Raw genomic sequence first — 21,448 nt, 5'->3', positions numbered from 1 at the left:
GGCGTGTCGTCCATTGAGGACGCCTCCTGGGTTCGATGGACACAGCATCGCCGCGCCGGCGGGGCCAGGCAATCCGCCATTACACGCATTGCTCTAGCCCCAGAGATCGATCAGCTTGGTTGGTTTGGGGCCTTGCCATTGGCACCAACCCTGTCCCTGCTGGCTGGCTTTTGCCTGCTGGGCTTTGCCCTGCTCCAACTGGTCTTCCGTTGGATGAGCTGAGCGCAGACAAAACGAAGGCTCGATTGCCGAAGCAACCGAGCCTTCAAAAAATGGGTCGTCTCAGATTCGAACTGAGGACCAATCGGTTAAAAGCCGAGTGCTCTACCGCTGAGCTAACGACCCGCCCGAACGCAGGTTAGACACCGTTGTTGGGGGGCGCCCAAAACTGGGCACCGAGTGAACGTATCACCCAGAGGTGCCCGCCTTCAAACCCCCCGAGAATGCGGGCCTACCCCTCATTTGCAGCACGCCCATGGCCAGCGCTCCGTGGCCCACGCCATCGGTCCATCCCGACGCCTGGGTGGCGGACAGCGCCGTGCTGATTGGCGACGTCCAGCTGGCCGCGGGCGCCAGCCTCTGGCCCACCGCCGTCGCCCGGGCTGATGTCTGCCCGATCGTCATCGGCGAGGGCAGCAACGTCCAGGACGGCGCCGTGCTCCACGGCGATCCGGGCCAGCCGGTGCTGATCGGTGCGGACGTCACCATCGGCCACCGCGCTGTGGTCCACGGCGCCACCCTCGAAGACGGCTGCCTGATCGGCATCGGCGCGATCGTCCTCAATGGGGTCACCGTCGGTGCGGGGGCCTTGGTGGCCGCCGGATCCGTGGTGACCAAGGACGTGCCACCCCGGGCCCTGGTCATGGGCGCCCCAGCCCAGATCAAACGGGAGCTCTCTGAGGAGAAGGCTGCCGAGCAGCGCGAGCACGCCCGGCGCTACCGCCAGCTGGCCATGGCCCACGCGGGGCGATCCACGGACCTGGGCTTCCACTGAGGAGGCCAATTGCTGCGAATTCGATCAGCTCCCGGAGTTCAAGGAACAGAAGTTCGTAAGATCTCGGCACTCCTTTTCCCCCAGTCATGGACGCACGGCTCCTGCTTGTTGTGACCCCGATCCTTCTGGCCGCCGGCTGGGCTGTGTTCAACATCGGCCGCGCCGCCGTGGGCCAACTGCAGATGATGCTCAAGCGCGCCCAAGGCTGAGGCCAAGCGCCCACCAACCGGCTCCTAGCCTGATCAATTCAGGCGGAGCCGGTTTCGCGTGTCTCAATCCAGCTCCCAATCCGTCCTGGTGATCGGAGCAGGCCTGGCCGGAACCGAGGCCGCCTGGCAGATCGCCCGAGCTGGGATCCCGGTGCGGCTCGTGGAGATGCGGCCGGTGCGCCGCTCCCCCGCCCACCACAGCAGCGAGTTCGCCGAGCTGGTCTGCAGCAACAGCTTTGGTGCCCTCAGCAGTGATCGGGCCGCGGGCTTGCTCCAGGAGGAGCTACGTCGCCTCGGCTCCCTGGTGATCGGCACCGCGGACCAGCATTCCGTCCCCGCCGGTGGTGCCCTGGCGGTGGACCGCGGCCGCTACAGCGCCGCCCTGACGGAAACCCTCGAGCAGCACCCCCTGGTGACGGTGGTGCGCGATGAGCAACTGGCCCTGCCTGGCCCTGAGCAGATCACGGTGCTGGCCACCGGCCCCCTGACCAGCGAACCCCTGGCCGAGGACCTGCGCGCCTTCACCGGCCGGGGGGACTGTCACTTCTTTGACGCCGCCAGTCCAATCGTTGAGGGCGAGAGCATCGACCTCTCGATTGCCTTCCGCGCCTCCCGCTACGACAAGGGCGACGCCGACTACATCAACTGTCCGATGGACAAAGAGCAGTTCCTCGCCTTCCGCGAGGCCCTGCTGGCGGCCGAGCAGGCCGAGCTCAAGGACTTCGAAAAAGAGAACGCCACCTTCTTCGAGGGTTGCCTCCCGATTGAGGAGCTCGCCCGCCGCGGCGAGGACACCATGCGCTACGGCCCCCTCAAGCCCATCGGTCTCTGGGATCCCCGCTGGGGCGATGTCAACGACCGGGACGTGCGCCGGGCCAAGCGCGCCTACGCCGTGGTGCAACTGCGCCAGGAGGACAAGGACGGCCGCCTCTGGAACCTGGTGGGCTTCCAGACCAACCTCAAGTGGGGCGAGCAGAAGCGGGTGCTGCGGATGATCCCGGGCCTGGAGAACGCCGAGTTCGTGCGCTTCGGGGTGATGCACCGCAACACCTTCCTGGAGGCGCCCCAGCTGCTGGATCCCACCCTGCAGTTCCGCAGCCGCCCGACCCTGCTGGCCGCCGGCCAGATCACCGGCACCGAGGGCTACGCCGCGGCCGTCGCCGGCGGCTGGCTGGCCGGCACCAACGCCGCCCGCCTGGCCCAAGGTCTGGAGCCGATCAACCTGCCGGCCACCACCATGAGCGGCGCCCTGACCCACTTCATCGCCGAGGCCCCCAGCGAGAAGTTCCAGCCCATGCCCCCCAACTTCGGCCTACTGCCCGAACTCCCCGAACGCATCCGCGACAAGCGCCGCCGCTACGGCGCCTACCGCGACCGGGCCCTGGAGGATCTGGCGCCCTTCTGCGAACAAGGCCTAGTGGCGGCCTGACAACTGGGGCCCGCTGCGCTTGATCCAAAGGGCCAGCGGAATGCCAGCGGCCGTGAAGACGCCGTAGAGGCCCATCGCCAAGGGCAGTCCCTCGGCACTGCTCAGCTGCAGCAACAGACCCGAGATCAGCATCATCAGGCCACCGCTGACGGTACCGCAGGTGTTGACCAGGGCCACGACGAAGGCCGTTTTTCCTGGGGCCGCAGCCTCCTCAGCCATGGGGAAGGCCATCACGCTGGTCCCGATCCCAAGACCCAGGCCGGCACCCGCCAGCCGTTGCAGCTCGCCGCCACCGGCAGGGCTGCCCAAGGCAAACAGCGAGATCGTCGCCAGCAGGCTCCCCACAAGCAGCAGACCAGAACGCCTCTGGGGGCGTTTCGCCAGGGCGCCGCTGAGCACCATGCTGACGCTGATGCCAAGCGAGAGCAGCAGGGTCGCCTGCACCTGAAGGTCAGTGTTCCAACCGCGTAGGCGGGAGATCAGGGCGTACTGCCCAAGGCCAAACAGCAGCCCCCCGCCCCAGGCGTACATCAGTGCGCCCTGCAGCAGTTGGCGGGGGTTGGGCGATCCCTCCGGCTCAGACGTCGGAGCAGAACTGGAGCGCTTCAGCGAGGGCCGAGACCAGGCCAGCAGCGCCAAGGGCAACACCACCAACACCGCCAACGAGAGGCTTTGGACCTGCACCAGCAGCCGCCAGTTCTGGCTGCCGATCAGCAGGGGCATGAGTGCGGCAAAGGTGGCGCCAAGACCGAGCAGGCTGTCGGTGAATCCCATCGCCAAGGCGAATCGCTCCTGGGGCAAGCTGCGGCGTGCCAGCAGTCCAGAGGCGGGAAACGCCACGGCACAGGCCAGGCCCATGCCGGCGCGGCTCAGCAGCAAGGCCTGGAACGACTCACCACGTGAGAAGACCAAGGTGAAGCTGGCGGCCGCGACTCCACCGAGCAGCAGCAGACGCTCGACCTGCCTGCGATCGAGCAGCCAGCCCACTGGAATCTGAACCAGCCCGTAGGGAAGAAGAAAGGCACAGCCCAGGAGCGCCATGGCACCGGGCTGGAGGGCCGAACCCTGCGCCAGGTCGTGCTCGAAGAATTGAAAACTGGTTTCAGCCCAGACCATCCAGGCGATGAAGACCAGGCTCAGGATCCAAAGGATGCGATCGCGCAAAACACCGATCAGGCTCTTCCCGGTCCTCTAGCAAGAGTGAGGGACAGCGGCCAAAGGCCTGGCGATAGGGTTCCAAGCTGCTTCCGCCAGTCCCGCCGTGACCAAGCCCGCCTGGGACGTGATCGTGATCGGCTCGGGCATCGGCGGCCTGGTGACCGCCTCCCAGCTGGCGGCCAAGGGCGCCAAGACCCTGGTGCTGGAGCGTTACCTGATCCCCGGGGGATCGGGAGGCAGCTTCCGCCGCGAGGGCTACACCTTTGATGTGGGCGCCTCAATGATCTTTGGCTTCGGCGAGAAGGGCCACACGAATCTGCTGACCCGGGCCCTAGGCGATGTGGGCCAGCACTGCGAGACGGTGCCCGATCCAGCCCAGCTCGAATACCACCTGCCGGGCGGCCTGAACGTGGCGGTGGACCGGGACTACGAGGCCTTCATCGCCCGCCTCTCGGGGCTGTTCCCCCACGAGGCCAAGGGCATCCGCGCCTTCTATGACACCTGCTGGCAGGTGTTCAACTGCCTCGATGCGATGCCGCTGCTCTCGCTCGAGGACCCGGCCTACCTGGCCAAGGTCTTCTTCAAGGCGCCCCTGGCCTGCCTGGGGCTGGCCCGCTGGCTGCCCTTCAACGTCGGCGATGTGGCCCGCCAGCACATCAAGGACGAGCAGCTGCTGAAGCTGATCGACATGGAGTGCTTCTGCTGGAGTGTGATGCCGGCCGACCTCACGCCGATGATCAACGCCGGCATGGTCTTCTCCGATCGCCATGCCGGCGGCATCAACTACCCCAAGGGAGGCGTTGGGGTGATCGCCGAGAAACTGGTGGCCGGCCTTGAGAGCCATGGCGGCGCGATTCGCTACAAGGCCCGCGTCACCGAGGTGCTGATCGAGAACGGCCAGGCCGTGGGCGTGAAGCTCGCCGATGGCGAAACCATCCACGCCCGCCGCGTGGTGAGCAACGCCACCCGCTGGGACACCTTTGCCGGCGAGGGCTCGGTGCGCCAACCCCTGGTGGATGCCGCCCACACCCCCAAGGCCGAGCGCACCTGGCGCCGCCGCTACAAACCCTCCCCCTCCTTCCTCTCCCTGCATCTGGGGGTCGACGCCTCGCTCATTCCCGAGGGCTTCCACTGCCACCACCTGCTGTTGGAGGACTGGGCGGCGATGGAGGACGAGCAGGGGGTGATCTTCGTTTCGATCCCGACCCTGCTGGATCCCTCCCTGGCCCCCGAGGGCCGGCACATCGTCCACACCTTCACCCCAAGCGACATCCAAGCCTGGAAGGACCTGAGCCCGAGCGCCTACAAGGCCAAGAAGGCCGCCGATGCAGCCCGGCTGGTGCAGCGGCTCGAGGCGATCCTGCCGGGTCTGGCCGGCGCGATCCGCCACCAGGAGATCGGCACGCCCCGCACCCACCGCCGCTTCCTCGGGCGCATGGGCGGCAGCTATGGCCCGATCCCGGCCCTGCGCCTGCCGGGCCTGCTGCCGATGCCCTTCAACCGCACGGGGCTGCAGAACCTCTATTGCGTCGGCGACTCCTGCTTCCCCGGCCAGGGCCTGAACGCCGTGGCCTTCAGCGGCTTCGCCTGCGCCCACCGCATCGGCGCGGACCTGGGCCTGAACCCCTGGGCCCTGCCGGACTAGGCCAAGAGCCGCCAGTCCTGGGGGGCTAGCTGGCCGCCATCGGGCAGCGCCAGCGCTGAATCCCGGCTGCGGTTGAGCACCAGCCGCCGCCGCTCGGCCCCGCTGCCTCGGATCAGCAGCAGCCCATCCTCACCAAGGAGCTCCAGCTCCAGTTCCGCCGAGCGCAGGGCGGAGTGCTCCCGGCGCATCTGGGCCAGAGCAGCGATGAAATCGCCCAAGACCAGGGGCGCCCCCCAGGGGAAGGCCTCACGGCAGGCCGGCTCCTCACCGCCCGCGAGGCCAGCCTCGGTGCCGTAATAGAGCGAGGGCACCCCAGGCAGGGCAAAGAGCAGCACCAGGGCCAACTGCAGGGCTGCCAGGTCCCCCTGGAGCATGTGCAGCGCCCGCGGCACGTCATGGCTGTCGAGCAGGTTGAGCTGAGCGCAGTTCACCTCGGGCCGGTACCAACCCAGGGTCTCGAGCAGCAGCGCGCGATAGCGCTCGCCGCTGAGGCATTGGTAGGGAATCGCCTCGCGGTGATGCCCATCGGCCAGGGCCCCGGCAGCGACCCAACCGAGGGTGCCCCAGGCCAGGCGGTAGTTCATCACCCCATCGAAGTGCTGGCCGCCGAGCCACTGACGCGCCTCACCCCAGATCTCGCCAACGATCCAGGCCTCGGGGTTGGCCGCGCGCACCTCCCGCCGAAACTCCAGCCAGAAGCTCGGCTCCACCTCATCGGGAACGTCCAGGCGCCAGCCGTCGATCCCGCGCTCGATCCAGTGGCGACCAACCGCCAGCAGGTGCTCACGCACCTGGGGATTGGCGTGGTTGAACTTGGGCAGGGCCGGATCAGACCACCAGGCGTGGTAACCGCAGGACTCCCCCGCGGCGGGATAGGGCCTCAGGGGCCAGTGCTCGCTGATGAACCAGTCGCAGTAGGGCGAGGCCGGCCCGTTCTCCAGCAGGTGATGGAAGGCCCAGAAACCCCGGCCGCAGTGGTTGAAGACCCCATCGAGCAGCAGGCGCATGCCCCGGCGCTTGAGTTCGGCCAGCAGGGCCGCAAAGGCCGGCTCACCGCCCAGCAGCGGATCGACCTGGAAATAGTCGTAGGCGTGATAGCGGTGATTGGCCGCCGAGCTGAAGATCGGGTTGAGATAGAGGCAGCTGATCCCCAGACCCTGGAGATGGTCCAGGCGATCGAGCACACCCCAGAGGTCACCCCCTTGAAAGGCATGGGGATCGGGCGCGGAGCCCCAGGGCGCCAGCAGCAGGCCGCTCTGCTGGGGCGAGCGCCCACTGCGGCAGAAACGATCCGGAAAGATCTGGTAAACGACGGCCTCCGCGGCCCAGGCCGGCGGCAGGCAGAAACCCGAACTCGCAGATGCAGAGACCATCTCCATAGGGTGGCCCCTCTTGACGCAAGCTGCCGAGATGCCGACTTCCGAGGAGCTGGCCCGCTACCTCGAGCAGCGGGGCGAACTCTCCAAACCCTGGATGCTGCAGCTGCTGCGGCTGACGAAGCTGAAGGAGGCCAAGGACACGATGAACCCCGAGGAGTACGAGCAGAAACTCCACGAGGCCCACGCCGATCTGATGCGCCTGGGTGAGTTCTGGAAGGGACGCGAGCAGGAGGTCTTCGGCAGGCGCTACCAACCCTCGACCGTGATCGAGCCGCTCCCCGGCTCCCCCGAGGACCGATGAGCGACCAGCGCTACCCGATGGCGCCGCTGATTCGCTTCACGCTGGTCAGCCTCTATCTGGCCCTGGTCTTCCCCCTGCCCTGGATGGCGCCGGCCAACCTCCAGCCCTGGCTGATCGCGGCCCTGCCCCTGGGGCTGCTGCTGGTCTGGGCCCTGGTGAGCGAGGAGGTCAGTCTGGGCGAGGGCGGCCTGCAGGTGGGCTACCCGCGCTGGTGCTCCTGGCTGCTGCGCCGCGGTTGGTCACTGACCTGGGAGCAGGTCAAGGGCCTGACGCCTGTGGCCACCAGTCAGGGGGGCCGCGTCTTCTACGTCAGAACGGAGGACGGCTCGGCCTATCTGCTCCCCCAACGGGTGCAAGCCTTCGAGGAGTTCCTGGGCCGCTTCAGCGACCGGACGGGCCTGGACACCAGCTCCATCGGCCGGATCAGCCCCCCTTGGACCTATCAGCTCCTGGCGGGGCTCTGCCTGGCGATGCTGGTGTTTGAGGCGATGGTGGGCTGGGCCCTGCTCAGCGGGCGATGGGTGCTCCCGTCAGCGGCGCTGAGCTGAGGCCATCGGAGGGAATGGTGTCCAGGCTGAAGCGGTAGCCCTGCTGACGCACGGTCTCGATGCCGCCGCCCTCGCCCAGACCGGCCTGCTCCAACTTGCGCCGCAGGGTGAGCACCTGGGTGTCGACCGAACGGGGGCCACCACTGAAGGGGGGCCAGGCCATGCGCAGCAGTTCGCTGCGGCTGCGGATGATGCCGGGGGGCATCAGCAGGGCGCAGAGCAGGGCGAATTCCCGGGGGCTGAGCTCCACGGGCTGATCCCGCAGGGTCACCTGGCGCAGCAGGACATGCACCTCGAGGGGACCGACGCAGACCCGCTCCTGCAGACCCGTGCCACTGCGGCGCAGCAGCAGCCGGCAGCGGGCGGCCAGTTCCTCCAGGCCAAAGGGCTTGCGCAGGACGTCATCGGCGCCGGCATCGAGCAGGGAGACCACCGGTTCTGAGCCGGAGCGGGCTGTGAGCACCATCACCGGACAGCGCAGCTGACCGGCCAGCTTCAGGGCTGAGGTTTCCTCCAGCAGTTCGGCGGCAACAAGCAGGTCGGGGGTGAGGTCCTCACAGAGGGCAACGGCCTCTGAGGCGGTGGAGACAGCGGCGGTGAGGTGACCGTCCTGCCGCAGACGCTGGGCCAGAACGGTGCGCAGGGTGGGGTGAGGATCCACCACCAGAACCCGTTTCAGATTCGATTCAGGACTTGGAGGTGTGGAGGACACGCCCTTCTCCTTGATTCTCTCTACGCTATCGGTAATTTCAGAGGCACATCGGTATCAAGCACTGCTTGATATCTGGCCACCGGGTCGAGGCCCTCTTCCCGAACCATGAACGGACTGCAGCACCCAGAAGCCATTCGCCATTTCCAGTCCCTCTGCGATGCCTGCCAGTCCCTGGCGGATCGCTACCACGGGCCCTCGGAACTGCGGCTATACGCCGATGGCTACCTGCATGCCCTGCGGCGCTCGGCCCTGCTGGACCCCCTGGCCCAGCGCCGCCTGGAGGAGGTTGTGGACCGCTGGATCATGGATCCCTCCAGCTTCATCGGCCCCAACGGCGACATGAGCACCCTCTACGAGACCGGCCGCAACTAGGCAAAAAAGGGGCCCTCAGGCCCCTTGGAGATCTCAGCTGGCGAGGGCAATCGCGAGCTTTTCCTTGAGTTCCCCGGAGTTGTACATCTCGATCAGGATGTCGGAGCCGCCAATGAACTCCCCATTGACATAGACCTGGGGAATGGTCGGCCACTCGGAGTACTCCTTGATGCCCTGACGGATCTCCATGTCGGAGAGCACGTCAAAGGTCTCGAAGGGAACGGCCATGGCGTTGAGGATCTGCACCACGTTGTTGCTGAAGCCGCACTGGGGCATCAACTTGCTGCCCTTCATGAAGACGAAGATCGGGCTGCTGCCCACCAACTGATCGAGGCGCTGCTTGAGGGCGGAATCCATGGGACGAATCGTGAAATCAGGAGGGGGTTGAGGTCTGCAGGGCGAGGGCGTGGATCGCCTCGCTAGCTAGCTCGGAGCGCAGGGCGCCGTAGACCAGCTGGTGCTGCTTGATCCGGCTGAGTCCCTCAAACGCCGTGGAGACCACCTTCACCTGCAGGTGGTCTCCACCGCCGGTGAGATCTTCCACCTCAACGCAGGCATCGGGAAGGGCGACGCCAATGGCGGCCTTCACCTGGTCGGGATGAACCATGACCTCAGATCAGTGAGCTTGGGACTGTAAGAAGACGGACTGCGGAATCAGTTGCCCGCGGCCGAACCACCGGCGAAGGGGGTGGTGACAAAGCCCAGCTCCAGCAGGCTCTGATAAGCCTTCTGACCCATCGGGTTGGCCGGGGTGGTGATCTGAACCACTTCCACCAGCAGAGGAACGGCAGCGGCGGGCTGATTCATCCGGCGCAGCAGCGCCGCCAGCCGCAGGTCGATCTTGGCCTGCAGCTCCAGGGCCTCCCGGCCCTTGGCATCCATCTCCCGGGGGATCCGGGCATCGAGGCCGCGGAAGGAACCGCTGAGGCTGCGATAGAAGCGGGTCAGGTTCTGGGCGCCTTCACGGGCCGAGTCGTAGTCGGCTTTGGCCTGCTCCAGATTGCCGGCGGCCGCAGCGGCATCACCGGCCGCCACCTTGGCCTCAATGGCGCTGAGGTTCAGACCCGAGCTGGGGGAAGCCAGGACCTTTTGGGCGTCCTGAGCCAGGGCGGATTGCGAGACCAGACCAGGGACAACCGCCGCCAGGGCGGAGAGGCTGAAGGCGGCGAGTTGCCGGCGCACAGGAGCACTTGCGAATTGGGGCAACTCTACGGGCGTTGCAAAGGGCGCCCAACCGCCTGGCGAGCCAGCGCCTCAGCAGCCTGAAGCTTCTCCGTCAGATCCAGCGTCAGGGCCTTGATCTGCTCCCGTTCCCCGCCGGCCAGACGCAGGGGTTGACCGAAGCAGAGGGCGGCCTGATCGCCAAAGCGGGGCTTGGCATGGCCATAGGCAATCCCGACGGGCACCACCTGAACCGCCACCCCCTGGCCTTCCGCCAGGGCCGTCAGCCGCGCCAGCCCAGGCATCAGCCGCATAGCTGGATCGTCCTGGTTGATCTTCCCCTCCGGGAACATCACCAGTTGATTGCCGCTCTCCAGCAGATCGACGGCAAAGCGCAGGGAGGCGGCGGCCGGCTTGCGCGGATTCACCGGGAAGCAGCCCAGGCGATGCAGGAACCAGCCCTGCAGACCGGTCATCTCATCGCTGGTGACCATGAAGCGGCAGTCCCGTCCGCTCACCCGGCGCCCGGCCGCATAGGGGAGCATCAGCGCATCCCAGCGGGAGCGGTGGGTCGGCGCCAGCAGCACCGGCCCCTCATGGGGCAAGTTCTCGCGGCCAAGGACCCTCAGGCCACCACCAAAAAATCCCTTCAGGGCAACGTCCTGGGTGAGCACCATGGCCACCGGCGCCAGCCAGGGGTTGATGCCGTTGCAGAGACTCTTTTCCCGTTCCGTCAGGGCCACCGATGCCGTGCCTGCCGCCGCCATCGGACTGAACACCCTGACCTGAAGTCCCGGCAACCTAAGGGCGATCCCCTGCCGAAAGCCCCTCAAGCAGGCAGTTGATCGAGCGGGCCTGGCGGCGCCATCCATAGGATCCGCCTAGAAGCAGCGATTGCCATGGCGAGCCTTGGCGTCAACATCGATCACATCGCCAATGTGCGCCAGGCCCGCCGCACGGTTGAGCCCGACCCGGTGAGCTACGCCCTGCTGGCTGAGCTCGGCGGCGCCGATGGCATCACCGTGCACCTGCGGGAGGACCGGCGCCACATCCAGGACCGCGATGTGGAGTTGTTGCGTCAGGTGGTGCGCAGCCGCCTGAACCTGGAGATGGCCGCGACCGCCGAGATGGAGGCCATCGCCCTGCGGATCAAGCCCGACATGGTCACCCTCGTGCCGGAGAAGCGCGAGGAGGTCACTACAGAAGGGGGGCTGGATGTGGCCTCGCAGCTCAGCACGATCAAAGGAATGTCGGGCCGTCTCCAGGACGCCGGAATCGGAGTCAGCCTGTTTGTCGACGCCGAGGCCGCCCAGCTGGAGGCCTGCCAGGCCAGCGGCGCCCGCTGGGTGGAACTGCACACCGGCACCTATGCCGAGGCGAACTGGCAGCAGCAGGCGAAGGAACTGGCGCGCATCACCGAGGGCACCTTCATTGCCCGCAGCCTGGGTCTGCGGGTCAACGCTGGCCATGGCTTGACCTACCAAAACGTGGAGCCGATCGCTGCCATCGAGGGGATGGAGGAGCTCAACATCGGTCACACCATCGTCGCCCGGGCCCTCGCGGTGGGCCTGGAGGAGGCCGTGCGGCAGATGAGGGCTTTGGTCCAGAATCCCCGCCGGGAACCCCTCTTCGGCAGCACCAGTTCATGACCCAGTACCACTTCGTGGCCGCCAGTGAGGCCTTCCTCACCGTGGAGGAGCCCCTCGATGAGGTGCTGCGGGAGCGTGTCCGTAATTACGGCGAGCAGGGCAAAGCCATCGACTTCTGGCTGGTGAAGCGCCCCGCCTTCCTCCAAGCCCCCGAGCTCAAGGCCATTGCCGAGCAGGTGCCCCAGCCCGCCGCCGCGGTGGTCTCCACCGATCCGAAGTTCATCGACTTCATGAAGCTGCGTCTGGAGTTCGTGGCCAAGGGCAGCTTTGAGGCGCCCTCCAGCTCCATCCCCGACGCCCTGGCCAGCGCCGCCTGAGCTCAGAAGAGACCGAGGAACTTCTTGCGGGGCTCATCCCCATCGGATCGGCCCTGCGCTCCGTCCTGCTGGTAGCGGGGCTTGGCATCACCAATGGTGAGCACCGCTTCTTTGTTCTTCCACCAGATCCAGTCGCGGATCGGCGGGGTGCGGGTGAGTTCCGCCTGGGTCAGCCCCAGACCCAACTTGGAGGAGGCGTTGAGGAGCACCTCCACCATCTCGTCGCCGTTAGCGCACTTGGCTAGGGCTTCATTGGTGCGCTTCGCCCCATCAAGCGCTTTCACCAGAATCTCCACCCGCCGACCCACCGAGAGGCTGCGCGGATCAACCGGCTTGGAGCTCTCCGGGATCTGGCTGTCCATCCAGAGGGGCGTGGTTAAGGGGACGTTATCCCGTTTTCAACCTCTGCGAGGGGATGCGCAAAAGGGGCTGACAGATCGTCAAGGCTCCAGCCAAAGTGGGAGATATGACGACCGTCAGTCGCAAAGCCCGCCACTGGGTCATCGGTGATGTGCATGGCTGCTCGGGGTCCCTCGAGAGCCTGCTGGCGCAACTCCCGACGGGAGACCGTCTGATTTTTTGCGGCGACGCCATCAACCGCGGCCCGGACACCCCCGCGACGATGGAGCGCATCTGGGGCCTGGTGGAGAGCGGCCGCGCCATCTGGCTACGGGGCAACCACGAGCAGGATCTGATCGAGGCCCTGCGCAGCGATGAAGGGGCCAACAAACAGGCCGGCGCCGAGACCCGCCGTCAACTCGGCAGCGACGGTTGCGCCCTTTGGCTCAAACGCCTGGAGCAGCTGCCCCTGGCCTACTGGGGCGAAGGTTGGGTGGCCACCCATGCCGGCTTCAACCCCAGCACCTGGCAACCGGACCTACGGGTGCGCATGGGGTTTTGGGAGCAGTACGACGGACGCTTTGGCGATGTGGTGATCGGCCACACCCCCGGCCCGAACGTCCGCCGCCTGCCCAACATCGTCATGGTCGACACCGGCGCCTGCTACGGCGGCGACCTCAGCGCCTACTGCCCCGAGAGCCGCGAGGTGGTGTCAGTTCCGGGTCTTGCCCATAGCCTGCAGTCGCCCAGCCTGAGCCCCGTCTGAGCCTTGCTCACGGTCTACCGCAGCAATCGCGCTGAGCTGCTGGCTCGCGTCCTGGCCACCAACCTGCAATTGCATCCGCCGGAGCTCCTCGAGGAGGCCCAGGTGGTGGTGAACACCTGGCCCACCAGCCGCTGGCTGGGGGAGCAACTGGCCCTAGCCAACCCCGCCGGCATCGCGGCGAACCTGCGCTTTCCCTTCCCCAGCAGCCTGCTGCGGCAGTTGGTCAACCAATGGCTGGAGGACGCCCCACCGCAGAGCGGCCCCGATCCCTGGCGCGCCCAGAACTTGGTCTGGCCATTACTGGAGTTACTGCCGGAGCTATTGCAAAGCCCAACGGCTCAGCCCCTGCGCCAATGGCTGGACGTTCGCTCCTCCGGACTGGACCGACTCGATCAGGCCCTCTGGCAATTAGCCCGAGCGATTGCCGATGCCATCGACGACTACGGCCTTTATCGCCCGGCGATGCTCGAGGCCTGGCTGAGCGAGCAACCCCAGACGCTGCCGGAGGGGTTGCAGTGGCAGCCGGAGTTGCTGCGCCGTTTGGTCGAACGCCTGGGCTGCCTGCCCTTTGGCGTGCGGGCACGGCAGCTGATTCGCCGGCTCGAGGCCGGCTGGAGACCGGAGCTCACCAGCGCGCAACCGCTGCGGCTCTTCGGCTTAAGCAGCCTGGCCCCGGTGCAGGTGGAACTGCTGCAGGCCCTCTCGGCGGTGCGCCAGGTGGAGCTCTACATGCTCACCCCCTGCCGCGATCTCTGGCAGCGCAGCGGCCCGGCGGCCCTGAGTGACCCCCTGGCGGCGGACTGGTTGCTGAGTGTGCCGAGCCTGGAGGCCCGCTTTGGCCGGCTAGGGGCGGAATTTCAGCAGTTGCTCGAGGGAACCGGCGAGAGCCAACTGGGCCAATGGCAGGAGGGGGATCTGTTCTTTGCCCCCGCCACCGTCGCCCGAAACGAGCATCAGGAACCGTCCCTACTGGAGCAACTGCAGGAGCAGCTGGTCTGCGGCGAACCGGAGGCCGATCAACCCCTGCATCGGGACCCGCTGGATCGCTCCCTGGAATTCCACGCCTGCCCGGGCCGGCTGCGCCAACTCCAGGTGGTGCGCGATCAGATCCTGCAGCTGCTAGCGGCGGACCCCAGCCTCGAGCCGCGGGACATCCTGGTGATGACGCCCCAGGTGGAGGCCTTCGCCCCGCTGGTGCCCGCGGTCTTCGGTGATGCCGAGGCCACCGGGGTGCGCCTGCCCTGGCGTCTGACGGACCGCAGCCAACAGAGCGAGGCGGGGATTGCCCAGGGACTGCTCACCCTGCTGCAACTCGGCGGCGAACGCCTGACGGCCAGTGCCCTGGAAAACGTGCTCTGCTGCGGGCCCCTGTTGGCGGCCCAACAGCTCGAAGCCGGCGACGCCGGCGAGCTCACGGCCCTGCTGCAGCGGGCGGGGTTCCGCTGGGGACTGGATGGGCGAGACCGGGGCGGGGACCCCAGCCACAGCCTGGGTTGGGCGATCGATCGGCTCGTGCTGGGCCTGGTGCTCCCGGATCTCCCGGGCCTGGCCCTCGGGGACACCGCGCCGATGGCCCTGGGCGGCAGCCTCGAGCAGCAGGGCCGCTGGATTGGCCTATTGCGGCAACTGCTCAGCAGCCTGCGCTGGTTCGCCCAGGCGCGGCGGGTGCCGGAGTGGGTGGAGGGCCTACGGGAGCAGCTGCCCCTGCTCTTTGGCGATGGGGGGAGCTGGGCTTGGGAGCTGCAGACCATCCATGCGGCCCTGGCGGACTGGCAGGCGGTGGCCGGCGAGAGCCCCCTGCAGCTCGCCGCTCCGGTGGTGGCCGATGTCCTGGCGGAGCGCCTGAGCGAGGGCAGCGGCCGCTTTGGACACCGCTCGGGGGCCCTGACCATCAGCGCCCTGGAGCCGATGCGCGCGATTCCGCACCGGGTGGTGGTGCTGATGGGGTTGGATTCCGGGGCCTTCCCCCGTCAGCGCCAACGGCCCGGCTTCCATCTGATGGAGCACCGCCGCGAGCTGGGCGATCCCAACAGCGGCGACCAGGACCGCTACGTCCTGCTGGAGGCCCTGCTCTCAGCGCGCCAGCACCTGCTGCTCAGTTGGAGCTGCCGCGATGAGCGCACCGGAGAAACCCTGGAAGCCTCCACACCGGTGCGGCAGTGGTTGGAGTTGCTGGCCCAACAGCTCGGCAGCAGCGCCGTTCCCCTGCGGGAGCACGCCGCCAATGCCCTGGAGCGCAGCAACTTCCTCGCCATGGCTCCCTGGCCGGCGGCGAGTTGCGACCAACGCCTCCTGCAGGTGCGTCAACAGCTCGAGCAGGGCGAGCTCCACTGCCAGCAGGGGCTGGCCTTCAGCACCCCGCCGCCGGCGCCGCCGCTTCCCCAGACCACTCCGGCTGAGGCCTGGAGCGATCTACAGCGCTGGATCCAGGCTCCCCAAGGCCTCTGGCTGGAGCAACTGGGCATTCGTCCGAAGGAATTCGATCAGCCGGTGCTCGATCTCGAAGCCCTGCAACTGGGGGAGCGGGAGCGCGCCAGCCTGCTGCGCCGTGAATGGGACGAGGAGCCCGGGGCTGCGAGCCCCGATTGGCGCGAACGAGAGCGGGGGCGGGGCCTGCTGCCCCCCCTGGCAGCCGGAGCCCTGGAGGTGGAGCAGTTGGAGCAGCGTTGGCAGAGCCTGAGCAGCTGCCTGGAGCTGCTGGGGGAGCCGGAGCAGCAGCCGGTGCAATGGCAGGGCTATGCCGCGGAGTTGAGCAGCCGCGGCGGCCAGCTGGTGCTGGTTCACACCGCCAAACCCCGCACCCCCCAACGCCTGCAGCTCTGGCTGGAGTGCCTGCTGGCGGCGGCCGCCGGCCTGAACCTGCAGGGGGCCTCCCTGGTGGGCCGCGACCGCCATCGTTTCCGGGTGCTGGAGCGCTTTGAGGCCCCCGCCCCCGAGCAGGCCAGCGCCCTGCTGGAGCAACTGCAGAGCTGGCGCGAGGCGCACCGTCAGAACTGCTGGGCGCTGCCGCCGGAAACCGGCTGGGCCTACGCCAGCGCCGAGAGCAGCAAACCCGGCCAGGGGCGCGGTTGGGCCAAAGCCAAGGAGATCTGGGAAGGGGGCTATCAACTGCGGGCCGAGCGGGACGATCCGGTGCAGCGGGTCTGTTTTGGCTCGGACCTGCCCCTGGGGGACCTGCTCACAGCGGAGCTGCAGACCCTGGCCCTGACGCTGCATGGGCCGCTGCTGGAGCGCCGCCAGGAGGTCAAGCCATGACCCTGGCCGCCTTTGACGCCAACGGCTTCAGCCTGGCGCCGGGGATCCGGCTGCTGGAGGCCAGCGCCGGCACCGGCAAGACCTTCGCCCTGGCTCACCTGGTGCTGCGGCTGCTGAGCGAGGGCAGGCGCCCGCTCGAGGTCGAGGAGTTGCTGGTGGTGACCTTCACCGATGCCGCCGCCGCCGAACTGCGGGACCGCATTGCCCGCCGCCTGCAGGAGGCCCTGGTCCTGCTCGATCGGGCCAACCCCGAGGCCGACGAACCGCTGCAGCAGTGGCGCTTAGCCCTACAGGCCGATCAGGTGATGGCGATCAAGGGCCGCTTGCTCTTGGCCCTGGAGCGGCTGGATCGCGCCGACATCACCACCATCCACGGCTTCTGCCGCCGCACCCTGCAGCGCCACGCCCTCGAGGCCGGCCTTGGCCCGGATGTCGCCCTGGAGAGCCAGGGGCGCGAGCGGAGACAAGAGCTGGTCCATGACTACTGGCAGCAGCAGGTGCTTCCCCTGCCGCCCCATCTGCTGGCGGGCCTGCAGAGCCAACAGGTCAACCCCGAGCAGCTGGTGAACCTGCTGGGCAGCCTCGATGGCGACCCGGCCCTCCAGCTCGCCCCCCTGCCCGAGGGCTGGAGCACGGACCTGACCCTGGCGGAGCAACTCGCGCCCCATTGGAGCCGCGTTTGGCAGCAGTTCCAGGCGGAGTGGGAGGCCCGCAGCGAGGCCCTCGAGGAGGAGTTCGCCGCGGCCGCCGTGGAACTCAAGAGCCTGGGGGTCAAGTACGCCCCCTACCGGCTCAAGGCCAAACCCGACCGCCTGAACCGCGTTCAGACCTGGCTCTCCCAACTGGAGGCACCAGCCGGCTACGACGCCCTGCTTCAGCAGGAGGAGCTCAAGAAGTACTTCCACCCCGGCCCCTTCACCAAGGCGGCGGCCCCGGCCCACGGCGATCAGGTCTCCTTGCCCCAGGCCCCCCTGCTCCAGGCCATCGCCGCGGTGGTGGAGGGGCCCGCCGAGCTGGCCCTGCTGCACTTCTGCCACTGGGGGCGCGCCGAGCTGCAACGCCGCCGGGAGCGCAGCGGTGAGATCAGCTTCGGTCAACTGCTCGAGCAACTTGATCCGGGCCCGGAGCCCCGCGAGTCCTCGCCCCTGCTGCAGGCCGTCTCCCGCCGCTACCGGGCCGCCCTGATCGATGAGTTTCAAGACACCGACCCGATCCAGTGGCGAATCCTCAAGCGGGCCTTTGCACTGGAGCCCAGCCGGCACCTGCTGGTGATGGTGGGCGATCCCAAGCAGGCGATCTACCGCTTCCGGGGCGGGGAGCTGCAGACCTACCGCCAGGCGGCCGCCGAGGCCGATGGCCGCTTTGGCCTGTTCGAGAACCGCCGCTCGAGCGCAGCACTGGTGGCGGGCCTGAACGCCCTGATGCAACCCGGGTTAATCCAGAGCGCACTGGATGTGCCCCAGGTGCTGGCCAAGGCCAACAAGGGACAACTGGAGTGCCCCGGCAACCCAGCACCGCTGCAGCTGCTGGAGCTGGATCCAAGCCAGGGGGTCGAGGCACAGGTGGCCGGTCTCTGCCAGGACCTGCTGAGCCAAGGGCTCCTGCTCAACGGCCGGCCGATCGACCCGGGCGACCTCTGTCTGCTGGTCAGCCGCCACGAGCAGGCTGAGGCCCTGCGGGCCGCCCTCGAACGCCGGCAGATCCCAAGCCGTCTGGTCAGCCGCGGCGATGTCTTTGAAAGCCTCGGGGCCAGTGCCCTGCAGCGTTTCCTGGATGCCCTGGCCCAACCCGGCCAACTGGGGCGCTTGAAATTACTGGCGGCCTCGGCCCTGCTGGGCTGGTCCGCCGCCGAGATCGAGGCCAGCAGCTCCACCCAGTGGGATCAGCTCGCGGCCGAATTGAGCACCCTGGCAGAACGTCTACCCAAACTCGGCTTAACCGCGGCCTTGGCTCACCTGCAGGGGACCGAGGGTCTGGCACGGCTCTCCCTGCGCGGCCGGGCCCTGGCGGATGTGCAGCAGGCCGCCGAGCTGGTGCAGGAGCAGATGCACCGTCAGGGCCTGGGCGCCCAGGCGGCCGCGGACTGGCTCAGGCGGCTGCGCCTCGAGGAAAACCGGGACACCCCCGAGGCCCATCTCTGCCGCAGCGATGCCGCCGAAGCCGCCATCGCCGTGGTGACCGTGCACCGCAGCAAGGGATTGGAGTACCCCCTGGTGATCTGCCCCTACCTCTGGAAGGGCAGCAGCAAAGCCAGCAAGCGCCTGGGCCGGCGCTGGAGCTCTGGCGGGCAACCCCAACTGGACCTGCACCTCAATCCCCACTGGGGCGTGGGCCGGCTCGCCGCCCAACAGGACCAGCAGGCGCAAATCGCTGAGGCGGAACGGCTGGCCTACGTCGCCTGCACCCGCGCCCAACACCTGCTGGTACTGGGCTGGCCCGGAGCGGATCAGGCCGACCCCGGCAACCCCCTGGGCAGCTGGTTAGACGAGCGCGAGACGGAGCTACCACTTGAGCGGATCCAGGCGTCTGCAGAGATTCACCAGCCCTGGCGGCCAGAGCCCGCCGAGGGAGTACTGAGCCTGGGCCCCCGTCCCAAGCGTTCCCTCGACAGCAGTTGGGGCAGGGCCAGCTACTCCGCCTGGGCCCACTCCCAGGTGAGCCTGCCGCCGGAGCAGCAGGAGGAGGGCCGTGACACCGATGCCTTGGGCGATGGCTTTGCGCAAGCCCTGCTGGAGGAGGGCAACACAGCCCAGCCGACGACGTCCTGGCCCGAGCTGGGCCCCCTCGCCCATTTCCCCCGGGGTTCGGGTCCTGGCGATGCCCTGCACCGCATCCTCGAGCGCCTCGACTACGGCGCCGTGGCCCGCGGGGAACGGCAGGAGGCCGATGCGGTGATCGAGCAGGAACTGCAGCGGGCCGGCCTGGGGGGCCCGTCGTGCGAAGGCCTTTTCGAGGGTCTCCAGCAACTGATGCTCACTCCCCTGGGCGGTCCCCTGGGCGCCTGCCGGCTGGGGGACCTCAAGGCCGGTTCTTGGCTCAATGAGATGAACTTCGATCTCCCCTTGGCGACCGGAGAAGGGGAGGTCCGTCTGGTGCGCAGCAGCGGCCTGGCGCAGGCCTTCGCCAGTCACCCCGGCGGCCGCTTTGGAGGGAGCTATGCCAAAACGCTGCAGACCCTCGAGGTGGCCAGCCGGGGCTTCCTGACCGGCTCGATCGACCTGCTCTTCTGCTGGGAGGGCCGCTGGTGGGTGACGGACTGGAAGAGCAATTGGCTCGGTCAGCGCGATCGTCTCGGCAGCGTCACCCATTGCGGCCCCAACGACTACCTCGAGCCGGCGATGGAGACCCTGATGGCGAGCAGCCACTACCCGCTGCAGGCCCACCTGTACCTGGTGGCCCTGCACCGCTACCTGCTCTGGCGGCTACCGCACTACGACCCCGCCCAACACCTGGGGGGCTACGCCTACGTCTTTCTGCGGGGGGTACCCGGCCCCACCCCCGATCCCACGGCCCCGACACCAGGGGTGCTGGTAGATCAACCCAACCTCGATCGGGTCCTCGCCCTTGATGCCCTGCTGCGGGAGGGCCAACCATGAGCACCCTGAGCGCCGCAGTGCTCGACAGCCTCCAGCGACTGCTGCCGCCCCAGCGCGGCAGTGCCCTGCTGCAGCCCATGGTGCAGGCCTTAATCGAGGCGCTCGAACAAGGCGAGCTGGGGCTTGATCTACGGGGCCCGCAGCCCGATGGAGTCCCCCCTGAGGACTGGCCTGCCGCTGCGGTCTCGGCCCTGGAGGACGCCGGCTGGCTCGCGGGCCCGGAAGCACCGATCGTTCAAGACGCCATGGTGCTGCGCTGGAGACGCTGGCATGAGCAACTTCAGCACTGCCTTAGCGCCCTGGAGCAACGCGCCCAACGCCGGCGACCCCTGCAGGAAAGCGAGCGGAAAGCGGCCCTAGCCGCGGCGGCGCAAGCGGGCCTGGACCCACGCCAATGCCAAGCCGTCTCAGCGGCCCTGGGCCAGGACCTGGTGCTGCTCACCGGCGGTCCGGGCACCGGCAAGACCTCGACTGTCGTGCAGATGTTGGCCGCCTGCCTGCACCAGACACCATCGCTGCGGATTCACCTGGCGGCACCAACGGGGAAAGCTGCAGCCCGCCTGGCGAGCTCCGTCAGTCACGGCAGCCAGGGTCTCGATCCAACGCTTCAGAGCCTCCCCAGCAGCACCCTGCACCGGCTGCTGGAGGCCCAGGGGGAGCTGCGCTTTGGCCGCAATCGCCGCCATCCTCTGGAGCTGGATCTGCTGGTGGTCGATGAACTGTCGATGGTGGATTTGCCGCTGATGTCGGCTCTATTGGAGGCCCTGCCGGCGGAGGCGCGACTGCTGCTCGTCGGCGACGCCAACCAACTGCCGCCCGTTGGAACCGGAGCCGTGCTCGAAGAGCTCTGCCGGCCGGAGCGACTCAGCCTGCTGGGGGCAGCCGCCGTCGAATTGCGCACCACTTACCGCAACGATGGCGCGATCGCCGAGCTGGCCGAGCAACTCCGGCAACAGCCGAATGCATTTCAAGGGGACCTGCTCGCCGCCCTGCAACCCAGCCTCCAGGCCCTGACCGCCAGCGACAACGTGAGGTGGCTCGAGGCCTCCAGCCGCAGCCTGCCAACACCCCTGCTGGAGGCGCTGCAACAGCACGCCGCCGCCCTACGTCAACGCTGCCAAGCCCTGGAGTGGCAAGGGGGAAGACCCAGCAACGAACAAAGCGACGCCCTGCTGGCCCAACTGGAGGAACTGGTGGTGCTCAGTCCCCTCCGCCTCGGGCCCTGGGGGGTGGAGGCGGTGCACCGCGCCCTGCTGGGCGACCTCGTCAAAAGCGGTCCCCTGCACTGGCCCCCCGGCACCCCAGTCCTCAATCGCCTCAACCGCGCCGACCAAGGCCTCGCCAATGGCGACATCGGCGTCGTCGTTCAACACCACTGCGAGCGCCGGGTCTTGATGCCGGGCCAGCGGCTCCTGCACCCGGCGCAGCTCAGTGGAGCGGAGCCGGCCTTTGCGCTGACGGTGCATAAGTCCCAGGGCAGCCAATACAGAAATGTGCTGTTCCTGCTGCCGGCGAACCGAGCTCTGGATCCGCGCCTGATCTACACCGGCCTGACCCGCGCGCAACGGCAGGCCACCTTGATCACACCGGTGGGCGCAGCCAAGAAACCGACCTAGCC

At 68.1% G+C, this 21,448-nt stretch carries 22 protein-coding genes and 1 tRNA gene; 14 read left to right on the top strand and 9 right to left on the bottom strand.

Annotated elements, in window-relative coordinates; translation table 11 throughout:
- Window positions 1-3 precede the first annotated feature (3 nt).
- Window positions 4-222 carry a hypothetical protein gene (locus ACXIQ9_RS06510; protein WP_010317812.1) on the top strand — a complete coding sequence of 73 codons (219 nt, stop codon included), beginning with the start codon at window positions 4-6 and terminating at the stop codon, window positions 220-222.
- Window positions 223-273: 51 nt separating this feature from the next.
- Here ACXIQ9_RS06510 and ACXIQ9_RS06505 read toward each other — a convergent pair.
- Window positions 274-345 (bottom strand) — tRNA-Lys (locus ACXIQ9_RS06505).
- Between the two features lie 130 nt (window positions 346-475).
- Here ACXIQ9_RS06505 and ACXIQ9_RS06500 point away from each other — a divergent pair.
- The 3 genes from ACXIQ9_RS06500 to trmFO all read left to right on the top strand — a co-directional run bounded on the left by ACXIQ9_RS06500 (window position 476) and on the right by trmFO (window position 2,632).
- Complete coding sequence (locus ACXIQ9_RS06500) at window positions 476-994, top strand: gamma carbonic anhydrase family protein (RefSeq protein WP_459016129.1); 519 nt, start codon at window positions 476-478, stop codon at window positions 992-994.
- An 86-nt stretch (window positions 995-1,080) separates the two neighbouring features.
- The gene (locus tag ACXIQ9_RS06495) at window positions 1,081-1,203 is read left to right on the top strand and encodes a photosystem II protein Y (protein WP_010317814.1); all 123 of its coding nucleotides are present in this window, start codon (window positions 1,081-1,083) and stop codon (window positions 1,201-1,203) included.
- A gap of 58 nt (window positions 1,204-1,261) precedes the next feature.
- Entirely contained in the window at window positions 1,262-2,632 is a 1,371-nt protein-coding gene (gene trmFO / locus ACXIQ9_RS06490; protein WP_247479008.1) for an FADH(2)-oxidizing methylenetetrahydrofolate--tRNA-(uracil(54)-C(5))-methyltransferase TrmFO, read from the top strand.
- Here the strand turns inward: trmFO and ACXIQ9_RS06485 are convergent.
- Window positions 2,618-3,796: an MFS transporter gene (locus ACXIQ9_RS06485; protein ID WP_459016128.1), complete on the bottom strand. Its 1,179-nt coding sequence runs from the start codon at window positions 3,794-3,796 to the stop codon at window positions 2,618-2,620. The genes trmFO and ACXIQ9_RS06485 overlap by 15 nt on opposite strands.
- 97 nt (window positions 3,797-3,893) lie before the next feature.
- On the opposite strand from ACXIQ9_RS06485, the gene crtH reads away from it, so the two are divergent.
- On the top strand, window positions 3,894-5,435 hold the full coding sequence (crtH, locus tag ACXIQ9_RS06480) for a carotenoid isomerase (RefSeq protein WP_459016127.1): 1,542 nt from the start codon (window positions 3,894-3,896) through the stop codon (window positions 5,433-5,435).
- Here crtH and ACXIQ9_RS06475 read toward each other — a convergent pair.
- Window positions 5,432-6,814 carry a glycoside hydrolase family 13 protein gene (locus ACXIQ9_RS06475; RefSeq protein WP_459016126.1) on the bottom strand — a complete coding sequence of 461 codons (1,383 nt, stop codon included), beginning with the start codon at window positions 6,812-6,814 and terminating at the stop codon, window positions 5,432-5,434. The two genes, crtH and ACXIQ9_RS06475, sit on opposite strands and share 4 nt — an antisense overlap.
- A gap of 31 nt (window positions 6,815-6,845) precedes the next feature.
- Between ACXIQ9_RS06475 and ACXIQ9_RS06470 the strand changes: the two genes are divergently transcribed.
- Window positions 6,846-7,115, top strand: coding sequence for a hypothetical protein (locus tag ACXIQ9_RS06470; RefSeq protein WP_459016125.1), 270 nt, complete (start codon window positions 6,846-6,848; stop codon window positions 7,113-7,115).
- Window positions 7,112-7,663, top strand: a complete 552-nt coding sequence (locus ACXIQ9_RS06465) for a hypothetical protein (RefSeq protein ID WP_459016124.1) — start codon at window positions 7,112-7,114, stop codon at window positions 7,661-7,663. Before ACXIQ9_RS06470 ends, ACXIQ9_RS06465 begins: the two co-directional genes overlap by 4 nt.
- Here the strand turns inward: ACXIQ9_RS06465 and ACXIQ9_RS06460 are convergent.
- Window positions 7,623-8,390 (bottom strand): response regulator transcription factor, encoded by a 768-nt coding sequence (locus ACXIQ9_RS06460; protein WP_459016287.1) that lies wholly within the window; start codon window positions 8,388-8,390, stop codon window positions 7,623-7,625. The two genes, ACXIQ9_RS06465 and ACXIQ9_RS06460, sit on opposite strands and share 41 nt — an antisense overlap.
- A gap of 90 nt (window positions 8,391-8,480) precedes the next feature.
- Between ACXIQ9_RS06460 and ACXIQ9_RS06455 the strand changes: the two genes are divergently transcribed.
- Complete coding sequence (locus ACXIQ9_RS06455) at window positions 8,481-8,747, top strand: DUF6761 family protein (RefSeq protein ID WP_010317822.1); 267 nt, start codon at window positions 8,481-8,483, stop codon at window positions 8,745-8,747.
- A gap of 33 nt (window positions 8,748-8,780) precedes the next feature.
- On the opposite strand, the gene grxD is transcribed toward ACXIQ9_RS06455, so the two are convergent.
- From grxD to ACXIQ9_RS06435, 4 genes are read right to left on the bottom strand one after another with little or no spacing between them, the layout of a single operon-like run.
- Window positions 8,781-9,104, bottom strand: a complete 324-nt coding sequence (grxD, locus tag ACXIQ9_RS06450) for a Grx4 family monothiol glutaredoxin (protein ID WP_010317823.1) — start codon at window positions 9,102-9,104, stop codon at window positions 8,781-8,783.
- 16 nt (window positions 9,105-9,120) lie between these two features.
- The gene (locus tag ACXIQ9_RS06445) at window positions 9,121-9,354 is read right to left on the bottom strand and encodes a BolA family protein (protein ID WP_459016123.1); all 234 of its coding nucleotides are present in this window, start codon (window positions 9,352-9,354) and stop codon (window positions 9,121-9,123) included.
- Window positions 9,355-9,401: 47 nt separating this feature from the next.
- Complete coding sequence (locus ACXIQ9_RS06440; protein WP_043706155.1) at window positions 9,402-9,929, bottom strand: hypothetical protein; 528 nt, start codon at window positions 9,927-9,929, stop codon at window positions 9,402-9,404.
- A gap of 26 nt (window positions 9,930-9,955) precedes the next feature.
- A complete protein-coding gene (locus ACXIQ9_RS06435) occupies window positions 9,956-10,675 on the bottom strand; it encodes a lysophospholipid acyltransferase family protein (protein WP_247479021.1) in 720 nt (239 codons plus the stop codon).
- A 132-nt stretch (window positions 10,676-10,807) separates the two neighbouring features.
- On the opposite strand from ACXIQ9_RS06435, the gene ACXIQ9_RS06430 reads away from it, so the two are divergent.
- Window positions 10,808-11,557 carry a pyridoxine 5'-phosphate synthase gene (locus ACXIQ9_RS06430; RefSeq protein WP_459016122.1) on the top strand — a complete coding sequence of 250 codons (750 nt, stop codon included), beginning with the start codon at window positions 10,808-10,810 and terminating at the stop codon, window positions 11,555-11,557.
- Window positions 11,554-11,874, top strand: a complete 321-nt coding sequence (locus tag ACXIQ9_RS06425; protein WP_010317828.1) for an MgPME-cyclase complex family protein — start codon at window positions 11,554-11,556, stop codon at window positions 11,872-11,874. The genes ACXIQ9_RS06430 and ACXIQ9_RS06425 overlap by 4 nt, the downstream gene beginning before the upstream one ends.
- A gap of 2 nt (window positions 11,875-11,876) precedes the next feature.
- On the opposite strand, the gene ACXIQ9_RS06420 is transcribed toward ACXIQ9_RS06425, so the two are convergent.
- Window positions 11,877-12,236: a hypothetical protein gene (locus tag ACXIQ9_RS06420; protein WP_459016121.1), complete on the bottom strand. Its 360-nt coding sequence runs from the start codon at window positions 12,234-12,236 to the stop codon at window positions 11,877-11,879.
- A 104-nt stretch (window positions 12,237-12,340) separates the two neighbouring features.
- On the opposite strand from ACXIQ9_RS06420, the gene ACXIQ9_RS06415 reads away from it, so the two are divergent.
- The 4 genes from ACXIQ9_RS06415 to ACXIQ9_RS06400 are packed head-to-tail and all read left to right on the top strand — an operon-like array spanning window position 12,341 to window position 21,446.
- The gene (locus ACXIQ9_RS06415; RefSeq protein WP_424174298.1) at window positions 12,341-12,979 is read left to right on the top strand and encodes a metallophosphoesterase; all 639 of its coding nucleotides are present in this window, start codon (window positions 12,341-12,343) and stop codon (window positions 12,977-12,979) included.
- A gap of 3 nt (window positions 12,980-12,982) precedes the next feature.
- Window positions 12,983-16,234 (top strand): exodeoxyribonuclease V subunit gamma, encoded by a 3,252-nt coding sequence (locus tag ACXIQ9_RS06410; RefSeq protein ID WP_459016120.1) that lies wholly within the window; start codon window positions 12,983-12,985, stop codon window positions 16,232-16,234.
- Window positions 16,231-19,830, top strand: a complete 3,600-nt coding sequence (locus tag ACXIQ9_RS06405; protein ID WP_459016119.1) for a UvrD-helicase domain-containing protein — start codon at window positions 16,231-16,233, stop codon at window positions 19,828-19,830. The genes ACXIQ9_RS06410 and ACXIQ9_RS06405 overlap by 4 nt, the downstream gene beginning before the upstream one ends.
- Complete coding sequence (locus ACXIQ9_RS06400; RefSeq protein WP_459016118.1) at window positions 19,827-21,446, top strand: ATP-dependent DNA helicase; 1,620 nt, start codon at window positions 19,827-19,829, stop codon at window positions 21,444-21,446. The genes ACXIQ9_RS06405 and ACXIQ9_RS06400 overlap by 4 nt, the downstream gene beginning before the upstream one ends.
- The last annotated feature ends 2 nt before the right edge of the window (window positions 21,447-21,448 follow it).

The sequence above is a fragment of the Synechococcus sp. LTW-G genome (assembly GCF_054459035.1).
This window is presented reverse-complemented; position numbering and strand designations above follow the sequence as displayed.